The 17,518-nt window shown below is 61.7% G+C and carries 21 protein-coding genes and 1 pseudogene; 11 read left to right on the forward strand and 11 right to left on the reverse strand.

The annotated features are described in order from the left end of the window. Positions 1 to 2: 2 nt before the first annotated feature. The 3 genes from ACPW75_RS00850 to ACPW75_RS00860 all read right to left on the reverse strand — a co-directional run bounded on the left by ACPW75_RS00850 (position 3) and on the right by ACPW75_RS00860 (position 2,016). Positions 3 to 293, reverse strand: a complete 291-nt coding sequence (locus tag ACPW75_RS00850) for a hypothetical protein (RefSeq protein WP_077096929.1) — start codon at positions 291 to 293, stop codon at positions 3 to 5. A gap of 44 nt (positions 294 to 337) precedes the next feature. Beyond that, positions 338 to 880 carry a YtfJ family protein gene (locus ACPW75_RS00855; RefSeq protein WP_011707296.1) on the reverse strand — a complete coding sequence of 181 codons (543 nt, stop codon included), beginning with the start codon at positions 878 to 880 and terminating at the stop codon, positions 338 to 340. Positions 881 to 1,137: 257 nt separating this feature from the next. Further along, entirely contained in the window at positions 1,138 to 2,016 is an 879-nt protein-coding gene (locus tag ACPW75_RS00860) for a hypothetical protein (protein ID WP_029302247.1), read from the reverse strand. Between the two features lie 124 nt (positions 2,017 to 2,140). On the opposite strand from ACPW75_RS00860, the gene ACPW75_RS00865 reads away from it, so the two are divergent. Beyond that, a complete protein-coding gene (locus ACPW75_RS00865) occupies positions 2,141 to 2,503 on the forward strand; it encodes a hypothetical protein (RefSeq protein ID WP_016351897.1) in 363 nt (120 codons plus the stop codon). Between the two features lie 25 nt (positions 2,504 to 2,528). On the opposite strand, the gene ppa is transcribed toward ACPW75_RS00865, so the two are convergent. Further along, positions 2,529 to 3,059: an inorganic diphosphatase gene (gene ppa / locus ACPW75_RS00870; protein ID WP_011707292.1), complete on the reverse strand. Its 531-nt coding sequence runs from the start codon at positions 3,057 to 3,059 to the stop codon at positions 2,529 to 2,531. A 178-nt stretch (positions 3,060 to 3,237) separates the two neighbouring features. On the opposite strand from ppa, the gene mpl reads away from it, so the two are divergent. Continuing rightward, positions 3,238 to 4,608, forward strand: a complete 1,371-nt coding sequence (gene mpl, locus ACPW75_RS00875) for a UDP-N-acetylmuramate:L-alanyl-gamma-D-glutamyl-meso-diaminopimelate ligase (protein ID WP_077096931.1) — start codon at positions 3,238 to 3,240, stop codon at positions 4,606 to 4,608. After that, positions 4,605 to 5,216 (forward strand): flavin prenyltransferase UbiX, encoded by a 612-nt coding sequence (locus ACPW75_RS00880; RefSeq protein WP_077096933.1) that lies wholly within the window; start codon positions 4,605 to 4,607, stop codon positions 5,214 to 5,216. Before mpl ends, ACPW75_RS00880 begins: the two co-directional genes overlap by 4 nt. A 74-nt stretch (positions 5,217 to 5,290) precedes the next feature. Here ACPW75_RS00880 and ACPW75_RS00885 read toward each other — a convergent pair whose 3' ends face one another. After that, the gene (locus tag ACPW75_RS00885; RefSeq protein ID WP_077096935.1) at positions 5,291 to 5,905 is read right to left on the reverse strand and encodes a TetR/AcrR family transcriptional regulator; all 615 of its coding nucleotides are present in this window, start codon (positions 5,903 to 5,905) and stop codon (positions 5,291 to 5,293) included. 200 nt (positions 5,906 to 6,105) lie between these two features. On the opposite strand from ACPW75_RS00885, the gene hpt reads away from it, so the two are divergent. The 8 genes and pseudogenes from hpt to ACPW75_RS00925 all read left to right on the forward strand — a co-directional run bounded on the left by hpt (position 6,106) and on the right by ACPW75_RS00925 (position 11,883). After that, complete coding sequence (hpt, locus tag ACPW75_RS00890; protein WP_011707288.1) at positions 6,106 to 6,636, forward strand: hypoxanthine phosphoribosyltransferase; 531 nt, start codon at positions 6,106 to 6,108, stop codon at positions 6,634 to 6,636. 111 nt (positions 6,637 to 6,747) lie between these two features. Continuing rightward, the gene (locus tag ACPW75_RS00895) at positions 6,748 to 7,665 is read left to right on the forward strand and encodes an ABC transporter ATP-binding protein (RefSeq protein ID WP_016351893.1); all 918 of its coding nucleotides are present in this window, start codon (positions 6,748 to 6,750) and stop codon (positions 7,663 to 7,665) included. Further along, positions 7,662 to 8,435, forward strand: coding sequence for an ABC transporter permease (locus ACPW75_RS00900; RefSeq protein WP_005304632.1), 774 nt, complete (start codon positions 7,662 to 7,664; stop codon positions 8,433 to 8,435). The genes ACPW75_RS00895 and ACPW75_RS00900 overlap by 4 nt, the downstream gene beginning before the upstream one ends. Positions 8,436 to 8,669: 234 nt before the next feature. After that, entirely contained in the window at positions 8,670 to 9,821 is a 1,152-nt protein-coding gene (locus ACPW75_RS00905; RefSeq protein WP_143239010.1) for a double-cubane-cluster-containing anaerobic reductase, read from the forward strand. 9 nt (positions 9,822 to 9,830) lie between these two features. Beyond that, a complete protein-coding gene (locus tag ACPW75_RS00910) occupies positions 9,831 to 10,613 on the forward strand; it encodes an acyl-CoA dehydratase activase (RefSeq protein ID WP_077096937.1) in 783 nt (260 codons plus the stop codon). Further along, positions 10,610 to 10,870: a DUF3343 domain-containing protein gene (locus ACPW75_RS00915; protein ID WP_077096939.1), complete on the forward strand. Its 261-nt coding sequence runs from the start codon at positions 10,610 to 10,612 to the stop codon at positions 10,868 to 10,870. The genes ACPW75_RS00910 and ACPW75_RS00915 overlap by 4 nt, the downstream gene beginning before the upstream one ends. 62 nt (positions 10,871 to 10,932) lie before the next feature. Beyond that, positions 10,933 to 11,253, forward strand: a pseudogene (locus ACPW75_RS00920) (MauE/DoxX family redox-associated membrane protein); the annotation flags it as partial. 102 nt (positions 11,254 to 11,355) lie between these two features. Next, positions 11,356 to 11,883, forward strand: coding sequence for a rhodanese-like domain-containing protein (locus ACPW75_RS00925; protein ID WP_077096941.1), 528 nt, complete (start codon positions 11,356 to 11,358; stop codon positions 11,881 to 11,883). A 64-nt stretch (positions 11,884 to 11,947) separates the two neighbouring features. Here the strand turns inward: ACPW75_RS00925 and panC are convergent, their stop codons facing one another. The 6 genes from panC to dksA all read right to left on the reverse strand — a co-directional run bounded on the left by panC (position 11,948) and on the right by dksA (position 17,420). After that, positions 11,948 to 12,805, reverse strand: coding sequence for a pantoate--beta-alanine ligase (panC, locus tag ACPW75_RS00930; protein WP_077096943.1), 858 nt, complete (start codon positions 12,803 to 12,805; stop codon positions 11,948 to 11,950). 187 nt (positions 12,806 to 12,992) lie between these two features. Then, the gene (gene panB, locus ACPW75_RS00935; RefSeq protein WP_011707281.1) at positions 12,993 to 13,787 is read right to left on the reverse strand and encodes a 3-methyl-2-oxobutanoate hydroxymethyltransferase; all 795 of its coding nucleotides are present in this window, start codon (positions 13,785 to 13,787) and stop codon (positions 12,993 to 12,995) included. After that, entirely contained in the window at positions 13,784 to 14,293 is a 510-nt protein-coding gene (folK, locus tag ACPW75_RS00940; RefSeq protein ID WP_016351886.1) for a 2-amino-4-hydroxy-6-hydroxymethyldihydropteridine diphosphokinase, read from the reverse strand. The genes panB and folK overlap by 4 nt, the downstream gene beginning before the upstream one ends. A gap of 11 nt (positions 14,294 to 14,304) precedes the next feature. Next, positions 14,305 to 15,804 (reverse strand): polynucleotide adenylyltransferase PcnB, encoded by a 1,500-nt coding sequence (gene pcnB, locus ACPW75_RS00945; protein WP_017411017.1) that lies wholly within the window; start codon positions 15,802 to 15,804, stop codon positions 14,305 to 14,307. 144 nt (positions 15,805 to 15,948) lie between these two features. Continuing rightward, a complete protein-coding gene (gene gluQRS / locus ACPW75_RS00950) occupies positions 15,949 to 16,857 on the reverse strand; it encodes a tRNA glutamyl-Q(34) synthetase GluQRS (RefSeq protein ID WP_179101468.1) in 909 nt (302 codons plus the stop codon). Positions 16,858 to 16,970: 113 nt separating this feature from the next. Then, positions 16,971 to 17,420, reverse strand: a complete 450-nt coding sequence (gene dksA, locus ACPW75_RS00955; RefSeq protein WP_005304459.1) for an RNA polymerase-binding protein DksA — start codon at positions 17,418 to 17,420, stop codon at positions 16,971 to 16,973. Between the last annotated feature and the right edge of the window lie 98 nt (positions 17,421 to 17,518).

A 17,518-nucleotide genomic window follows, 5' to 3' on the forward strand; every position in this document is an offset into this window, starting at 1 on the left:
ATTTAGCCGGATAAGCGATGAAACAGTGGCGGCGCGCGAATGCGGCACTGGCCTGACGGGGTAGCATGAGGTGTGGGCAAAGCGGCATCAACGAGCGTGCCGATGACCACTTGTGAAGACGGGATGACCAGGGTTGGGGTGAGTGCCAGCTTGCCATCCAGATGCAGGGCGCAGAGGACGCAGGCGTGGTTGTGGCCGGGCAGGTCGGCTTCCAGCGGATGTTGTGCCAGCACCGGTTGCAGCCACAACCAGCCCAGCAGCAGCAACCAGATTTTCAGCTTGGTACGACCCATAGACCCCTATCAAAGGGGCGCCATCAGCGCCCCTTCTCTCTGACTTAGAGATGGGACTTGATGAGCCCCATCACGGTAGCGATATTGTTGGCATCGAGCTGGCCATCTTTGGCAAACAGCACCTTGCCCTCTTTGTCCAGCAGGATGATGGCCGAGCTTTCCGGCGCCAGATCCCAGGCGTTGCGGGCCATGCCCTTGGCATCCAGCACCATGGCGGACCAGGGGAATTCCTTCTTGCTGTCCTCGGCACTGCTCTTTACAAAGCCCGAGGTGCCCCAGATGGCGTCATTGCTGTTGATGATGGTGACGGTCTGGTACTTGTCGTGGGGCAGCTTGGCCGCCTTGATCGCTTCGATCATGGGGGCGTTGAGCTCCTTGGCGCTGGAACGACCGGCGATGTGCTGGATCAGAAAGACCTTGCCAGCCAGCACCTTGCTTTGCCAGGGCTGATAGCTGATCTCTTTCTCTTTCAGAACCAGTTCACCCTTGTCGCTGATGTTGACCAGCGGCACCTGGGCCGACTCCTTGATGTTGTGAGCCAGGGCCAGGGTTGGCAGCAGCGCCAGAGTAAGTACGAGATGTTTCATCCTGATGACACTCCTTTTGTTATGTTATAACGATTTTTGCATTGAGGGAATGGGGCAGTACTCATCCTAAACTGATCGGATCTGTTTAAGAAGTGTTAAATAAACGTGTGATTGGCCCGCTTGCCTGCCCGCCAGCACGGGGCCTGGCTGACAAAGGCGGTTAGGATGGCACGCAGTCGATAAAAATCAATTACTTATCAACTGGTTTGAGGAGTCTGGCTGCGGCATGCAGCCAGACAGGAGGTGAGGGGGAGGGGTCAGTAGAGCGGTTCGCTCACCAGCGGGATCTTGGCCATGGTCATCTGTTGGGCCAGCAGGGGCGAGCCGGTCAGCAGAACGTGGCGCTGGTTGCCGATCACCACGGTATCCCCTTTCAGGCCGCTGTCGGCGGTAATGGCGAGCCAGGCCGGCGAGACGCTGCCGATGCTGATGTTCGGGTAGATGATGCTGAGCATGTACTGGGGGGCCAGCTCGGCCAATAGGCTTGCCATCAGCAGCGCTTTCTCGTCGCTGTCAGCCTTGTTGCTCTGCAAGGCTTGCAGCGGGGGCGCGAAGTGGTCCATCTGCTCGGGCGGGGTAGGAATGCCACTCAGCCACTCCTGCAGCAGGCCGACGCTGGTAGCCAGATCCTTGGCCAGGAACTGTTTTGCCAGGGGCCTCAGGTCGCCTTTGAACTGGTAGAACAGCTGCGAATAGTTGGGACGCACGCAGGGCAGCTTGCGATTGGCGGGATGAACGCAGGGCACCACCCGCATCTGATAGAAGGCATCGTCCTGATATTGCTGGTAGGCCTGCCAGAACAGGGTCGACTCCATGCTGTCGTCGTGCAGGGTGAAGGCCTGCTCCAGATTGCGAAACTTGGTGGCGGTCTCCGGGCTGGTCTGATTGATCAGGTTGATGCTGTTGTAGAGCCGCGGACTGATGTAGGAGTAGAGGGTCTCCAGCGGATAGTTGAGGGAGGCATCGAGCAGGCTCATCTCGTGGCGGCTGGCGGAGATGACCCGCTCATCCGTGTTCAGTAGCAGATGCTTCTGCTGGCCGTCGGCCGATTGCCACTGCCAGCTCAGGGTGACCTCGTTGGCCCCGGCCATGGACGCGAACACTAGACTCAACAACAGACCTTGTGCCAGTTTCATGATGTGCATCCTGCTCGGGGTGATAATAAACAACTAGGTGAGCTGGCCGATTTTGGATGAGTCTGGCATTTGTGATTTTGATAACAGATTGATCGGGCTTTTAATTTAATTCTGGAAATAAGTCATGCAGGAAACCGTCATGAAGCGAATCACACCGTTGTTGCTGCTGTTGGCCACCTTGCCGGCCGCGGCGGGGCCGGTCATCGTCAACCAGGGGATGTCCAGCGCCGATACCTTTGCCCTGCGGGACAAGTTGGCGCGGGAGCATGAGTGGCAGGAGTGGTTGCGTTTCCAGCAGGCCATCAAGTGGCTGGAGGTGCTGCCGGTGAACTGCGAGCTGATGAGCGATCAGGATGGCAGCTATCGCTGCGGGGGAGACTACTACCGATCCTATCGACAGGATGGGCGCGACATCTATATCCAGGGGGATCCTGCCGGTGTGACGCCGGGTCAGCGTCCGCAACAGCCCATAAAAAAGGCGCCCTGAGGCGCCTTTTTCACGAAGGATACGCTTACTTGGCTGCGTAACGCTCGGCAGAGCTGATGATCTCGGCTTCGGCGGCGGCCTTGTCGCCCCAGCCTTCAACCTTGACCCACTTACCTGCTTCCAGCTCTTTGTAGCGCTCGAAGAAGTGCTGGATCTGGGCGCGCAGCAGCTCGGGCAGGTCGTTCACATCCTTGATGTGATCGTACTGCTTGGTCAGCTTGGAGTGCGGAACGGCCACGATCTTGGCATCTTCACCGGATTCGTCGGTCATCTTCAGCACGCCAACCGGGCGGCAGCGAATGACGGAGCCGGCCAGCAGCGGGTAGGGAGTCGGCACCAGCACGTCGACCGGATCACCATCCAGAGACAGGGTGGCGTTCACGTAACCGTAGTTGCACGGGTAGAACATCGGGGTAGACATGAAGCGATCAACGAAGATGGCACCGCTGTCCTTGTCGACTTCGTATTTGATCGGGTCGGCATTCTGCGGGATTTCGATGATGACGTAGATGTCGTCTGGCAGGCTCTTGCCAGCCGGGACCAGGTTCAGGCTCATGACGTTTCCTTTGAGTGTTGGAGTCAAGTTTGCAGGCCGATATTATAGCGATGTCGCGTCAAATGACCATATTTCAGGGCCACTGCGACAGAGTTGGTGGATACCGCACAGCTTGGGTCTGCCAAATTGCCGTCACCTTGCTAGAATGCGCACTCCCTTTACTGGAAAAGGCAGCGGTATGCACATTCACATCCTCGGGATCTGCGGCACCTTCATGGGTGGTCTGGCGGTGTTGGCAAAACAGCTTGGTTACCGGGTGACCGGTTCGGATGCCAACGTCTATCCCCCCATGAGTACTCAGCTCGAGCAACAGGGCATCGAACTGACCGAAGGCTATGACCCCTCCCAGCTCGATCCGGCGCCGGATCTGGTGGTGGTCGGCAATGCCATGAGCCGCGGCAACCCCTGTGTGGAGTATGTGCTGGACCGCAATCTGCCCTACATCTCCGGCCCCCAGTGGCTGCTGGAGCACGTGCTGCAGGATCGCTGGGTGCTGGCCGTTGCCGGTACCCACGGCAAGACCACCACCGCCAGCATGCTGGCCTGGGTCCTCGAATACGCCAAGCTGGAGCCCGGCTTTCTCATCGGCGGCGTGCCCGGCAACTTCCCGGTCTCCGCCCGTCTCGGCGCCGCCCCCTTCTTCGTCATCGAGGCGGACGAGTATGACTGCGCCTTCTTCGACAAGCGCTCCAAGTTCGTCCACTACCACCCGCGCACCCTGGTGATGAACAACCTGGAGTTTGACCACGCGGATATCTTCCCGGATCTCGCCGCTATCCAGCGTCAGTTCCACCACCTGATGCGCACCGTGCCGAGCAACGGCCGGGTGCTCTTCCCCAAGGGGGACGAAAACCTCGCCGCCGTGCGCAAGATGGGCTGCTGGAGCGAAGTGGAGCTGGTGGGTCAGGACGACGCCCAGTGGAAGGCGGTCAAGCTGGCCGACGACGGCTCTGCCTTCGAGGTGTGGTTGGACGGCGTGAAGCAGGGCGAGGTGCACTGGGAGTGCATCGGCGAGCACAACGTCAACAACGGCCTGATGGCCATCGCTGCCGCCCGCCATGCCGGCGTGATGGTGGAGCACGGCATTGCGGCCCTCTGCCAGTTCAAGTCCCCCAAGCGGCGGATGGAGCTCAAAGGCGAGGTAGCCGGCATCAGCGTCTATGACGATTTTGCCCACCACCCCACCGCCATCGAGACCACCCTCGGCGGCCTGCGCGCCAAGGTGGGCAAGGCCCGCATCCTGGCGGTGCTGGAGCCCCGCTCCAACACCATGAAGCTGGGAGTGCACAAGGAGGAGCTGGCCGGCTGCTTCGATGGCGCCGACGAGGTGTTCTTCTTCCAGCCGCCCAACATCGGCTGGGATCTTGGCGAGGTGACCGCCCACATGACCCGACCGGCCAAGGTGTTCAACGATCTGGAGACTCTGATCAACCGGCTGGTGGCCGAGTGCCGCGATGGCGACCATATTCTGATCATGAGCAACGGTGGCTTCGGCGGCATTCATGACAAGCTGATCGCCCGCCTCAAGGACTATCACGGCCAGCTATGAACAAAGCGATCACCCTGGCGCTGACCGGCGCCTCTGGCGCCCCCTATGCCCTGCGCCTGCTGGAATGCCTGGTGCAGGCGGATTATCGGGTCTACCTGCTCGCCTCCTCGGCGGCTCGTGTGGTGCTCAAGACCGAACAGCAGCAGGAGTGGCCCGGCTCGCCGAAAGAGCTATCGGCCTATCTCTGTCGTCAATATGGCGCCAGCGAGGGGCAGATAGTGGCCTGCGGCAAGGAGGAGTGGTTCTCGCCGGTGGCTTCCGGTTCGGCGGCGCCCAAACAGATGGTGGTCTGTCCCTGCTCCATGGGGACCGTCTCGGCCATTGCCAACGGCACCTCCGACAACCTGCTGGAGCGGGCGGCGGACGTGGTGATCAAGGAGCGTGGCCAGCTTATTCTGGTGCCCCGCGAGAGCCCCTTCTCGGCGATCCATCTGGAGAACATGCTGAAACTGGCGCGGCTCGGGGTGACCATCATGCCGGCGGCACCGGGCTTCTATCATGAGCCAAAAAGCATCGCGGATCTGGTGGACTTCATGGTGGCGAGGATCCTCGACCATCTGGGGATCGAGCACGATCTGACCCGCCGCTGGGGCTACGCCAAAAGGTGAGATGAGAAATAGCGGACAAACAAAAGCGGCGCCGACCTGAACAGTTCGGCGCCGCTTTATTTTGACGGAGCGGGTTAGGCTGTCTGGATCGGGGCCGTCACGTACTTGAACAGAAAATCGGTCACTTCTTCCCGGTCAGGGCGTTGTGGCTGATTGATCATCTGCATCATGACGTAACCAAAACCGGTCAGGGAGCGAGCCAGGTCCTGGGCGGACAGCACGCTCTGGATCTCGCCGGCATCCATGGCGCGTTGCAGGTGGGGGGCAATGCGCTCCAGTGCCTTGTCCAGCAGCTTGGCGTAACGGGGCCAGACCTCTTCCCGCACTGATGAGCTCCACTCCAGCCAGATGCTGGCGTGGTCAGGCTGATCGTAGGCGGCGTCGACAAACAGCTTCACGTGGCGGCGAATGCTGTCGCTGACTGGACCCTGGCCGGTGTAGGCCTGTTCCAGCATCTGATGCACGAAACGTTCGATCTCGGCCAACACTTCATCCACCAGCTCTTCACGGGTGTTGAAATAGTTGAACACGGTAGCAACCGAGACCTTGGCCTGTTCTGCGATTTCGGCATGACCCGCACGGCCAATGCCGCGACGGGAGAACACCTCGATGGCACATTCCATCAATTGATTACGTCGGGCCTCCGGAGAAAGCCGGGTTCGACGTCTTATTTCTGCGCGTGGTTCCATAGTTTTTTCATCTAATAGTTATTGATTATGGTGTTTATAGTATTGTCACCGATAATGCCCGAGGGCCTGCTAACTCTATCAATTAAAATAAGCCGATAAAAGCATCACGTATGCCTGACGCCCTTCGGCTTGAATGGTAGAATCATCGGTTTTGACGTTAATGAACGGCCAAATTCGCTTTGGCCATTATGGAGTAAGTGATGAAACACACTGTCGAGGTGATGATCTCCGAGGCTGAAGTCGCCGCCCGGATCGCCAAATTGGGTGAAGAGATCACCGCCCGTTATCAGGGCTCTGACGAAGTGGTCATGATCGGCCTGCTGCGTGGTTCCTGCATCTTCCTGGCCGACCTGTGCCGCCAGACCCAGCTGCCCATCACCCTGGATTTTATGACCGCCTCCAGCTATGGCTCCGGCATGCACAGCACCCGTGACGTGCGCATCCTCAAAGATCTGGATGACGACATCAAAGGGAAGGACGTGGTGATCGTCGAAGACATCATCGATACCGGCTACACCCTCAACAAGGTGCGCGAGATCCTCTCTCTGCGCGAGCCGAAATCCCTGGCCATCTGTACCCTGCTGGACAAGCCGTCCCGCCGCGAAGTGCAGGTGCCGGTAGACTGGATCGGTTTCTCCATTCCCGATGAATTCGTGGTGGGCTGCGGCATCGACTATGCCCAGAAGTACCGCAATCTGAAGTTCATCGGCAAGGTAGTACCGCAAGAGTAAGCAAGGTTCAGGAATATCACGGGCGAGGTGGCAGAGCGCCATTTCCTGTCTGCAGGCGGCCTTGGCCGCCTTTTCTGTCTCGAGATGGGATGCGCCATCACAGGGGTTGCAATGAACGCACTGGAAATCAGCGGCCTGAAAAAGACCTATCAGGGGGGCGTCGAAGCCCTTAAAGGCATCGATCTCACCGTCAAGCAGGGGGATTTCTTCGCGCTGCTCGGCCCCAACGGGGCGGGCAAGTCCACCACCATCGGCATCATCAGCTCGCTGGTGAACAAGAGCGCCGGCAAGGTGAAGGTGTTCGGCTACGACATCGACACTCATCTGGAAGAGGCCAAGGCCCAGCTCGGTCTGGTGCCGCAGGAGTTCAACTTCAGCCAGTTCGAGAAGGTGATCCAGATCGTCACCCATCAGGCCGGTTTCTATGGCGTGCCGCGCGCCGAGGCCAAGATCCGTGCCGAGAAGTACCTGCGCCAGCTCGACCTGTGGGACAAGCGCGACATGCCAGCCCGCACTCTCTCCGGTGGCATGAAGCGCCGCCTGATGATAGCCCGCGCCTTGATGCACGAACCCAGGTTGTTGATCCTCGACGAACCGACCGCCGGGGTGGACATCGAGATCCGCCGTTCCATGTGGAGTTTCCTCAAGGATCTCAACGAGCAGGGGGTCACCATCATCCTCACCACCCACTATCTGGAAGAGGCCGAGATGCTGTGCCGCAACATCGGCATCATCGACAAGGGCCGCCTGATCGAGAACACCAGCATGAAGAATCTGCTGGGCAAGCTGGGCCGCGAGACCTTCATGCTGGATCTGGCGCCGGGCTCCGCCGTGCCGAACGTGCCCGAGTTCAACGGCCGCATGCAGGACGAACGCACCCTGGAGGTGGATCTGGACAAGAGCCAGTCCCTCAACAGCCTGTTCGAGCAACTGTCGAGCCAGCAGGTGCAGGTACTGAGCATGCGCAACAAGGCCAACCGGCTGGAAGAGCTGTTTGTCACCCTGGTCGAGGAGGGAAGAAAAGCATGAACCTGACCACTTACTACATCGCCTTCAAGAGCATTCTGGCCAAGGAGATCAGCCGCTTCACCCGGATCTGGATCCAGACCCTGGTGCCGCCCGCCATCACCATGAGCCTCTACTTCGTCATCTTCGGCAACCTCATCGGCGGCCGCATCGGTGACATGGGGGGCTTCAGCTACATGGAGTTCATCGTGCCCGGTCTCATCATGATGTCGGTGATCACCAACTCCTACTCCAACGTCGCCTCCTCCTTCTTCAGTGCCAAGTTCCAGCGCAACGTGGAGGAGCTGCTGGTGGCGCCGGTGCCCAACTACGTCATCATCGCCGGCTACGTGGGCGGCGGCGTGGCGCGCGGCCTCTGCGTCGGTCTCATCGTCACCCTGGTGTCGCTGTTCTTCGTGCCGCTGCAGATCCACCACCTGTTCAGCGTCTGCTTCACCGTGCTGCTGACCGCCATCCTCTTCTCGCTGGGCGGTCTCATCAACGCGGTGTTTGCCAAGACCTTCGACGACATCAGCATCATCCCCACCTTCGTGCTGACGCCGCTTACCTACCTGGGCGGGGTGTTCTACTCCATCAGCCTGCTGCCACCCTTCTGGCAGGGTGTCTCCCAGGTGAACCCGATCATCTACATGGTGAACGCGTTCCGTTACGGCTTCCTCGGGATCTCCGACGTGCCGCTCGGCACCGCCTACCTCATCATCATTGGCTTCATCGTGGCCCTCTACGGTCTGGCCTGGTGGCTCATCTCCCGCGGCACCGGGCTGCGCCACTGATGCAATGCAACGGGCACCCTGGGGTGCCCGTTTTTTTGTTGCCGCTGTTTTCTCTCCTGCTCCGACCCCCTCTCGAACAGGGTTAATAACCTCCTTCTTATCAAGGTTTTATCCGGCACCTTGTGATCCACCGCACTTTTCAACTTACCCCCAAAGGTATAATTCCCGCGGTTGGAAGGTCTGCACAATGGGGGCCCTCCGTCTCTTCTTTTTCTCACCAGGGCAGGATCGCCTATGTCACTGATCACCGAGTTGCCAGCCATTTTTGACAGTTTTTCAGATGCCCGCCGGCAGGGCTTTCTGGCCGTGATGGCACTCAAGGAGCGACAGATCCCCCTGGTCGGCACCTACTGCACCTTCATGCCACAAGAGGTGGCGATGGCCGCTGGCGCCGTGGTGGTATCGCTCTGCTCCACCAGTGACGAGACCATAGAGGAGGCGGAGAAAGACCTGCCCCGCAACCTCTGCCCGCTGATCAAGAGCAGCTACGGGTTCGGCAAGACCGACAAGTGCCCCTACTTCTACTTCTCCGATCTGGTGGTGGGAGAAACCACCTGCGACGGCAAGAAGAAGATGTACGAGTACATGGCCGAGTTCAAACCGGTGCACGTGATGCAGCTGCCCAACCGCGCCGATGACGAGGCCTCCCGCACCCTGTGGCGCAGCGAAATCGTCCGCTTCAAGGCGTTGCTGGAGCAGCAGTTTGGCCAGCCCATCGGCGAGCAGGCGCTGCGCGACGCCATCGTGCTGAAGAACCGCGAGCGCCGCGCGCTGGCCGACTTCTACCGGCTGGGTCAGCTCAATCCGCCGGCGCTGAGCGGCACCGACATCCTCAAGGTGGTCTATGGCGCCACCTTCCGCTTCGACAAGGAGCAGCTCATCAGCGAGCTGCAGGAGATGACCCGCCGCATCAAGGCCGAGTACGCCGACGGCAAGCGGCTCGATGCCCGACCGCGCATCCTCATCACCGGCTGCCCCATCGGTGGCGCGGCAGACAAGGTGGTGCGTCTCATCGAGGAGCACGGCGGTTGGGTGGTGGGTTACGAGAACTGCACCGGCGCCAAGGCGACCGAGCAGTGTGTCAGCGAGGAGGGCGACTTGTTCGATGCGCTGACCGACAAGTATCTGGCCATCGGCTGCTCCTGCATCTCCCCCAACCACCAGCGCATGAAGCTGCTGAGCCAGATGGTGGAGGAGTATCAGGCGGACGGGGTGATCGACGTGATCCTGCAGGCCTGTCACACCTATGCAGTGGAGTCGCTCGCCATCAAACGCCACGTGCGCGATCGCCACGGCATCCCCTACATGGCGGTGGAGACCGACTACTCCAGCGCCGACAAGGGACAGCTGGCTACCCGGCTGGCCGCCTTTATCGAAATGCTGTGAGGAGGTGCCGTGTCACTCACCATCGGGATTGACTCGGGCTCCACCGCGACCAAGGGGATCCTGTTCGACCACAGGGACGGCGGGTGCATCGTCCGCCGTTTTCTGGTGCCGACCCCCTTTCGTCCGCTGGCCGCCATCGAGCAAGGCTGGGAGACGCTTTCGGCCGCGCTGCCAGAGCGCCCCCATCTGACCCTGACCGGTTATGGCCGCGATCTGGCGTCGTTCGCCGATCGGCGGGTCACCGAGATCTCCTGCCATGGGCTGGGGGCGCGTCTGCTCTGCCCGTCGGTACACACCGTCATCGACATCGGCGGCCAGGACAGCAAGGTGATCCAGCTCGATGGTGAGGGCAACCTCACCGACTTTCTGATGAACGACAAGTGCGCCGCCGGCACCGGCCGCTTTCTCGAGGTGATCACCCGCACCCTGGGGGCGCGGGTCGAGCAGCTTGACGAGCTGCTGCAAGGAGCCGATCCCCACGACATCAGCAGCATGTGCACCGTGTTTGCCGAGTCGGAGGCGATCAGCCTGCGCTCGGCGGGCATTCCCGCCGAGTCGATCCTGGCCGGCATCGTCCGCTCCATGGCCCGGCGCAGTGCCAACTTCATCGGCCGCCTCGGTGCCAGACCCACAGTGCTCTTCACTGGCGGCGTCAGCCACTGCGCCACCTTCCGCCACTATCTGGCGCAAGGATTGGGCTGTGACGTGGCCACCCACCCGGACGCCCAGTTTGCCGGTGCGCTGGGGGCGGCCCTGTTCGGTGCGCGTGCCCGCTCGGGAGGCAAATCATGAATGCAGAGTTCCTCTACCTGTTCCACTCCACCCTCGGCACGCTCAGGCTGCGCAAGCGGCTGGAGCAGCAGCCTCATCCGTTTCGGGTCTGCGACGTACCGCGCCGGCTCAGCGCCGGCTGCGGCCTCGCCATCCGCCTGCACTGCCCGCCCGAGGAGTGGCAGCAATGGTGCCAACGCGGCGAAACCGCCGCCGTTTTTCGTTGTGACGAAGACGGTGAGTATTGCGAGCTGGCCCGCTATCCAGCCGCCGGCTAGGGCATGGTGACTCCTGGTCGGGGAGTTGGCAGTGGGGGGCATGGATGATAAAGAGCTATCCCATGGCCGTTTATCTGCGGGTGTTGGCCAGGTTGGCGCTGGGGGGATTCTTCGTCGCCTCCGCCGGGTTCAAGCTGGCGGCGCCGGATCTGTTCGCCGAGCAGATCGGCGCCTTCGGCCTGCTCTGGTCGCCGTTCATTCCCCTTGCCGTCTGGGGCCTTGTCGGGCTGGAGCTCTGTGCCGGGCTTGCGGTGATTGCCAACCGGCGCTGGGGACTCTGGCTGGTGATCGGGCTGCTCGCCCTGTTTATTCCGGTGTTGGGCTATGGCATCGCCATCGGGCTCGACATCTCTTGCGGCTGTCTTGGCAGGGCGGATCTCAGCTCGTTGCCACAGGCGCTCGTGCGGGATCTGCTGCTGTTGACGCTTGCGGGCGCCTTGCTGCACCATTCCCGCCCCGTTTTACCGTTCCAAAGGAGCAGTGACATGATGAGATTGCAATCCCGCCCCCTGATGGCCACGCTGATTGCGGCCAGCTTTGCCCTCGGTGGCTGTGGCGACAACCAGTTCGAGCAGGAGACCAAGCTGGAGCAGGCGGCAGTACAGCTCTCCCAGGAGACCCAGCAGGGGGGCTATCAGCTGCTGACCGTGGCGGAGCTGAAGACCCGGATGGATAAAGGCGAGGCGCTGGTGATCATCGACACCATGCCGTTCGAGGACTCCTACAAGAAGGAGCACATCCAGGGCGCCAAGAATTTTGCCTTCGTGAAGGAGGCCAAGTCCGGCGATGACTGGAGCCAGATCGTCGAGGGGAGCGGCACACCCGAGCAGCTGCTGGCCCTGCTGGGGGACGACAAGACCCGCCCGGTGGTGTTCTACTGCGGCTTCGTCAAGTGCGGCCGCAGCCACAACGGGGCCGCCTGGGCGGTCACCCAGGGCTATCAGCAGGTCTATCGGGTGCCGGGCGGCATCTTCGCCTGGAAAGGGGCGGGTTACCCGGTCACCGCCGAGTAGGCAGGAAGTGCTCAGAAATAACAAAGCCCGCACATGCGGGCTTTGTTGTCAGTGGCGCAGCGACTCAGGAGCGGGCCAGCGTCACCACCCGGTTGTCGATGAGGCGGGCCTTGCCGAGATACGCCGCCATCAGGATCACCAGCTGCTCGCTCTGGTCGGTGGCCGCTTCCAGGGTGGCGGCATCGACGATGTCGATGGCGTCGGTCCGAAAACCGGTCTTGTCGAGGCGCTGGCTGGCCTGGGCCACCAGGGAGGGCAGGTGATGGTCACCCGCTTCAATCTGCTCGGCGATCCAGTTCATGGTGCGCGCGAGCTCAGGGGCCAGGGCCCGCTCGGCCGCGGTCAGGTAGCCGTTGCGCGAGGAGAGCGCCAGCCCGTCCTCGGCCCGCACGGTGGGTACGCCGACGATCTGGATGGGCATCGCCATGTCGGCCACCATCTTGCGAATGAGTGCCAGCTGCTGGAAATCCTTCTGGCCGAAGCAGGCCACATCCGGTTGCACCAGATTGAACAGCTTGGTCACCACTGTGCTGACGCCGCGGAAGTGACCCGGACGCAGCGCCCCCTCCAGCAGACCGGAGAGGCCCGGCACCTCGACGAAGGTGTGGCTGGCGAGCCCCTGCGGATACATGATCTCCGGGGTCGGCGTGAACACCATGTCCACCCCGGCTGCTTCCAGCGCGGCGCAGTCCTGCTCCAGGGTGCGCGGGTAGTTGGCGAGATCCTCGGCCTTGTCGAACTGCATCGGGTTGACGAAGATGCTGGTCACCACCTTGTCGGCGTGGTGGTGCGCCTCTTTCACCAGGGTCAGATGGCCCTGATGCAGGTTGCCCATGGTGGGCACGAATGCGATTGTGAGCCCTTCACGGCGCCATTGGCCGATCTGTTCACGCAGAGCGGCGGGATTGTTAACGACCAACATCAGCAGTTCACCTTCGAAAAGATCAAAGAGAGGCGGGCGGTATGGGCCCGCATGGATAAGAGGGGAGTGTCAACGGGCAGCATCATCGGCAGGTCACCTTGGGATGAATCATCAAGAGACGGGTTGCTCAGTCAGCACCAGAGGGCGCAGCGGGGGCGCAGGCCCCCGCTCTCGTCACGCTATCGGATCAGTTGAAGCAGTGTTCCGGGCCCGGGAAGGTGCCTTCGCTCACCTGCTTCACATAGAGCCGGATGGCGGCGCGCATGTCGCCGGTCTCGGCCAGGAAGTTCTTGGTGAACTTGGGCACATAGCCGGAGGTGATGCCGAAGGCATCGTGCATCACCAGGATCTGGCCGTCGGTGGCGGGGCCGGCACCGATGCCGATCACCGGAATGCGCAGCGCCTTGCTGATGCGCTCGGCCAGCGAAGTGGGCACGCACTCGAGCACCAGCAACTGGATGCCGGCAGCCTGCAGTTCGAGGGCCTGACGGTAGATCTCCTGGGCCTGGAACTCGTCGCGTCCCTGCACCTTGAAGCCGCCGAATACGTGCACGGATTGCGGGGTGAGGCCGAGGTGGCCACACACTGGCACGCCGTTGCGGGTCAGGTGGCGAATGGAGTCGCACAGCCAGTCACCCCCTTCCATCTTCACCATGCGGGCACCGGCCGCCATCAGCCGGGCGGCGTTCTGATAGGTCTGCTCCGGAGTGGCGTAGCTCATGAACGGCATGTCGGTCACCACCAGTGCGTTGGTGGTGCCGCGCACCACGCAACGGGTGTGATAGACCATCTCATCCATGCTGACGCCCAGGGTATCCTGACCCCCCTGCAGCACCATGCCCAGCGAGTCGCCGATGAGCAGCACGTGGGCGCCCTCGTCGTCGAACAGCTTGGCAAAGGTGGCATCATAGGCGGTGATGGCGGTGATTCGTTGGCCTTCCTGCTTCATCTTAAGCAGGTTGGTGGTGGTGATCTTGCTCATAGAGGCTCCTGTTCGTCTGCACCGGGGGCAATGATGGCAAGATCATTGTGCGGGCAGCGGGCAACCAGTTCTGCGAGTGGGGTGCCGCAAGGCAGTACCAGAGCGGGTGCAATCTCGGCCAGGGGCAGCAGCACGAACTCCCGCTCCTTCATGCCGTAATGGGGAACGATGAGGCGTTCATGCCTGATGATCTGATCGCCAAACAGCAGCAGATCGAGATCCAGGGTTCTCGGCCCCCATCGCTCATCCTTGCGCACACGTCCTTGTTCCAGCTCGATGCTTTGTAGTTGATCCAGCAGCGCCAGCGGCGTCAGCCGGGTGTTGAGCCGGGCCACGGCATTGACGTAGTCCGGCTGGTCAGCAGGGCCCATGGGGCGGCTGCTGTAAAACGACGAGGCCTGCACCAGCACGGATTCCGGCAACCTTGCCAGAGCGGCGACGGCGCGACGAGCCTGACCTAGCGGGTCAGACAGGTTGGAACCAATGGCGATGAAGACCTCGGTCATCACGTCAGTTGTCACTCGGCCGCTTTCGGTTTGCGGCGACGGGGACGACGACGGTTGCGGCTGTTGCTGCTGCGCTTCTCGCCATCGTTGCTGCGGGCCTCACCGGCCTGACCGCGCTCACCGCTTGCCGGGCGGCGGGTTGCCTCCCGTTGCAGCTGCGGGCGCACGTCCGGATTGGACTCCACGTAGCGTTCCCACCAGCTGGCGAGCTCGCCCAGACCGCGCTCGACCCGGTTGCGCAGCAACAGGAAGTCAAACGCCGCGCGGAACTTGGGATGCTCCATGGCCCGCTCGGGGTGGCGGCCCTGACGGCGGGTCAGCCGCTGCTGCAGGGCCCAGATGTCGCGTACATCGGTGGTGAAGCGGCGCGGGACGGCGATGATCCGTACCTGGTTGTCCAGCACCTCGTTGATCGCCAGCATGAAGGCGTCATACCAGGGCAGGCCGCTCTCGTTTTCGAGCACCCGGCCGCGGGCCTCGACACAGCCCCACAGCAGGGTGGCGTAGAGGAAGGCGGGGGTGACGCGCTTGTCTTCCCGGACCCGGGTGTCGGTATCGATCAGCGCCTGCTCGATGAACTGCTCGTAGGGCGAGTTGCCGTGCGGTGTGAACAGCGCCGCCACCTGCGGGAACAGCTGTTGGAACAGGCCGTATTCGCGCAGCAGCTTGTAGGTGGCCAGGCCATCGCCAGCCAGGAACAGCTTGAGGGTTTCCTCAAACAGGCGGGCCGCCGGAATATCCTGCAGCAGTGGCGCCAGCTCCTTGATGGGGGCGGCGGTGCGCGGGCTGATGGTCATGTCCAGCTTGGCGGCGAAGCGCACGGCGCGCAGCATCCGCACCGGATCTTCGCGGTAGCGGGTCTCGGGATCGCCAATGAGCTCCAGCTTGCGCTCGGCCAGGTCTTCCAGCCCGCCCTCGAAATCGTGCAGGGTGAAATCCTTGGCGCTGTAGTAGAGGGCGTTGACGGTAAAGTCGCGGCGCTCGGCATCCTCTTCGATGGTGCCGTAGACGTTGTCGCGCAGCAGCATGCCTTCATCGGATTGGGCCGACACATGTTTGCTGGTATTGACCTGATGGTGGTGACCGCGGAAGGTGGCCACTTCGATCACGTCACGACCAAAGACGATGTGGGCCAGCCGGAAACGGCGGCCGATCAGGCGGCAGTTGCTGAACAGTGACTTGATCTGCTCCGGCGTCGCATCGGTGGCGATGTCGAAATCCTTGGGCGTCTTCCCGAGCAGCAGATCCCGGACTCCGCCGCCGACCAGGTAGGCTTCGTAGCCGCCCTTGTTCAGGCGATAGAGCACCTTGAGTGCATTCTCGCTGATCTCTTTGCGCGAAATCGGGTGCTGGTCACGGCTCAAGGTACGACGTTGCCCGGCGACACGGGCCGGAATGGGGGACTCCGCCGACTGCTCGCCGTCTTCCTTGCCGAGCACTTTGCGGCAAAAGTTTGCGATCTGGGAAAAAATGGTACACCTCGTTATGACTTCAAATTGACGGGAGGCCAAAAAAATAGCGGCCTATCATAGCTCACGCCTAACCAAATGAAAAACCGTGCTGGCAATTGATCTCGTTTGACTCGGATTATCCCGACAAAATCACGGCCAACAGCGGCGATTTACGTTCAATCAAACCAAAATTGGCTGCGCGACTCAGTAATCAGCCAGCTGGATCTTCTCGCTGGCAGGCACCCGGGCCAGCTGCCACTGGGCGATGCCCCAGTCGACGATCTCGTCCACCCGGCTCGCCATCAGCTCGGGGGGCGGGCACTGGCCGAGAAAGTGCAGCGCCTGCCACAGGGCCGGGCGCACCTCGTCCTGTGCCAGCGCCGGCGCGTGATTCTGCTTGGAGAGCTTGTTGCCGTCGGCCTGCACCGCCAGCGGCAGATGCACCCAGGCGGGCACGGGGGCGCCCAGCGTCTGGTAGAGGGCAATCTGGCGCACCGTCGGCTCCAGCAGATCGGCACCGCGCACTATCTCGGTGATGCCGCAGTCCATGTCGTCCACCACCACCGCCAGGTTGTAGGCATAGAGGCCATCGCGCCGGCGCACGATGAAATCTTCCTCGGCCAGCGCCGCCGGCACCGCAATGCGTCCCTGCAGCCCATCCTCGAAATCGTACACCGGGTGGTGCTGGCGCACGCGGGCGGCACAACCCTCTGCCGTGAGGCCAAGCGTGCGGCAGTGGCCGTTGTAAAAGCCGCCGCTCGCCATGATTTCGCGCCGGGTACAGCGACACCAGTAGAGATCGCCGGCCCGGTAAAGCTGGTCGATGATCTCGTCATAGCGGCCGTGGCGCCGGCTCTGGTACATCACCTCGCCATCCCACTGCAGACCATGGGCCTCCAGGGTCTGCAAAATGAGCGGGGCGGCTCCCGCCATCTCCCGCGGCGGATCGATATCTTCGATGCGCACCAGCCAGCGCCCCTGCCGTGCCCTGGCCTGCAGAAAGCTGCCGAGCGCCGCGATCAGGGAGCCGAAGTGAAGCGGGCCTGAGGGGGAGGGGGCAAAGCGGCCGATATAAGGGCGGGTCTGGGACGAGGGGATGGGATTCACGGGCATGCGGATTCGGGCAAACGGGACATTGAGGCTGCATTCTGGGACGGCCCGGCCAAAAGCTCAATAAAAAAGGGAGCCCGCGAGCTCCCTTTTTTCTGTTATGCCAGAGGTCGGTATCAACCGGCCATCTGTTTTTCCTTGATTTCAGCCAGAGTCTTGCAGTCGACACAGAGGTCGGCGGTGGGTCTGGCTTCCAGACGGCGGATACCGATCTCAATACCGCAGTGTTCGCAGTAACCGAAGTCATCGTCTTCGAGCAGCAGCAAGGTTTTCTCGATCTTCTTGATCAGCTTGCGCTCACGGTCGCGGGTACGCAGTTCAAGAGCGAACTCTTCTTCTTGCGCGGCGCGATCCACGGGATCCGGAAAGTTGGCAGCCTCATCCTTCATATGGTCAACGGTGCGGTCAACTTCCTGCATCAGTTGGTTGCGCCAGGCTCCCAGGATCTTGCGAAAATGTGCCTTTTGTTGGTCATTCATGTACTCCTCACCCGGTTTTTCCTGGTAAGGCGCCACACCCGCAATGGCCAGGGGGCCCAGAGATTTCCTGTTTTCGCCTGTTGGCATGCCCTGTCTCCTAATTCAGCACGCTACCCGTGCCATCCATAAATTGAGGGCGACATCTATAGCAGAAGGGTAACTTGGAGGCAAACAAGCCGTACCAA

Origin of the sequence: Aeromonas sp. FL131 (genome assembly GCF_049860615.1) — a bacterium.
Classification (GTDB): Bacteria; Pseudomonadota; Gammaproteobacteria; order Enterobacterales; family Aeromonadaceae; genus Aeromonas; species Aeromonas hydrophila.

Bases quoted from the DNA above. Each gene is read 5' to 3' on its own strand.
- ACPW75_RS00855 (WP_011707296.1), bottom strand. From the start codon at position 880: ATGAAACATCTCGTACTTACTCTGGCGCTGCTGCCAACCCTGGCCCTG.
- ACPW75_RS00850 (WP_077096929.1), bottom strand. From the start codon at position 293: ATGGGTCGTACCAAGCTGAAAATCTGGTTGCTGCTGCTGGGCTGGTTG.
- hpt (WP_011707288.1), top strand. From the start codon at position 6,106: ATGAAACACACTGTCGAGGTGATGATCTCCGAGGCTGAAGTCGCCGCC.
- panC (WP_077096943.1), bottom strand. From the start codon at position 12,805: ATGTTGGTCGTTAACAATCCCGCCGCTCTGCGTGAACAGATCGGCCAA.
- ppa (WP_011707292.1), bottom strand. From the start codon at position 3,059: ATGAGCCTGAACCTGGTCCCGGCTGGCAAGAGCCTGCCAGACGACATC.
- ACPW75_RS00885 (WP_077096935.1), bottom strand. From the start codon at position 5,905: ATGGAACCACGCGCAGAAATAAGACGTCGAACCCGGCTTTCTCCGGAG.
- dksA (WP_005304459.1), bottom strand. From the start codon at position 17,420: ATGCCAACAGGCGAAAACAGGAAATCTCTGGGCCCCCTGGCCATTGCG.
- ACPW75_RS00915 (WP_077096939.1), top strand. From the start codon at position 10,610: ATGAATGCAGAGTTCCTCTACCTGTTCCACTCCACCCTCGGCACGCTC.
- mpl (WP_077096931.1), top strand. From the start codon at position 3,238: ATGCACATTCACATCCTCGGGATCTGCGGCACCTTCATGGGTGGTCTG.
- folK (WP_016351886.1), bottom strand. From the start codon at position 14,293: ATGACCGAGGTCTTCATCGCCATTGGTTCCAACCTGTCTGACCCGCTA.
- ACPW75_RS00865 (WP_016351897.1), top strand. From the start codon at position 2,141: ATGCAGGAAACCGTCATGAAGCGAATCACACCGTTGTTGCTGCTGTTG.
- ACPW75_RS00860 (WP_029302247.1), bottom strand. From the start codon at position 2,016: ATGAAACTGGCACAAGGTCTGTTGTTGAGTCTAGTGTTCGCGTCCATG.
- panB (WP_011707281.1), bottom strand. From the start codon at position 13,787: ATGAGCAAGATCACCACCACCAACCTGCTTAAGATGAAGCAGGAAGGC.
- ACPW75_RS00905 (WP_143239010.1), top strand. From the start codon at position 8,670: ATGTCACTGATCACCGAGTTGCCAGCCATTTTTGACAGTTTTTCAGAT.
- ACPW75_RS00880 (WP_077096933.1), top strand. From the start codon at position 4,605: ATGAACAAAGCGATCACCCTGGCGCTGACCGGCGCCTCTGGCGCCCCC.
- ACPW75_RS00900 (WP_005304632.1), top strand. From the start codon at position 7,662: ATGAACCTGACCACTTACTACATCGCCTTCAAGAGCATTCTGGCCAAG.
- ACPW75_RS00925 (WP_077096941.1), top strand. From the start codon at position 11,356: ATGATGAGATTGCAATCCCGCCCCCTGATGGCCACGCTGATTGCGGCC.
- gluQRS (WP_179101468.1), bottom strand. From the start codon at position 16,857: ATGCCCGTGAATCCCATCCCCTCGTCCCAGACCCGCCCTTATATCGGC.
- ACPW75_RS00895 (WP_016351893.1), top strand. From the start codon at position 6,748: ATGAACGCACTGGAAATCAGCGGCCTGAAAAAGACCTATCAGGGGGGC.